Below are 515 nucleotides of genomic sequence, written 5' to 3' on the forward strand. Positions count from 1 at the left end.
GGGCTTCGTAAGTATAAAAACCAAATAGAAAAGGATGAGGACATTGCTAAAGAGCTTCAAGACGGAAATAAATCCGACAGAGGAACAGAAAGTTAAGATTCGTAAAACAATAGGAACCTGTAGATATATTTACAACTTCTATCTCGCTCATAATAAAGAACTTCATGACAATGGAGAAAAGTTTATGAGTGGTAAAAGTTTTAGTGTCTGGCTGAACAATGAGTATCTTCCCCAAAATCCAGATAAGTTATGGATTAAGGAAGTCAGTTCAAAATCTGTAAAGCGTTCAATCGAAAATGGTTGTGTCGCATTTATCAGATTTTTCAAACATCAAAGTGCTTTTCCTAATTTTAAAAAGAAAGGAAAATCTGATGTGAAGATGTATTTCGTGAAGAATAATCCAAAGGATTGCCGATGCGAAAGACACAGAATTAATATTCCATCACTTGGTTGGGTTCGTATGAAAGAAAAAGGATACTTTCCTACGACCAAAGACGGGTATGTGATTAAAAGCG

General features: G+C 35.0%; 1 protein-coding gene. It reads left to right on the plus strand.

The window, feature by feature from the left end; all coding sequences use genetic code 11:
• Positions 1 to 67: 67 nt before the first annotated feature.
• The coding region (locus OCV63_RS17875) for a helix-turn-helix domain-containing protein (RefSeq protein WP_416862069.1) at positions 68 to 515 on the plus strand (448 nt) is incomplete at its 3' end.

Origin of the sequence: Laedolimicola ammoniilytica (assembly GCF_025567165.1) — a bacterium.
Classification (GTDB): Bacteria; Bacillota; Clostridia; order Lachnospirales; family Lachnospiraceae; genus Laedolimicola; species Laedolimicola ammoniilytica.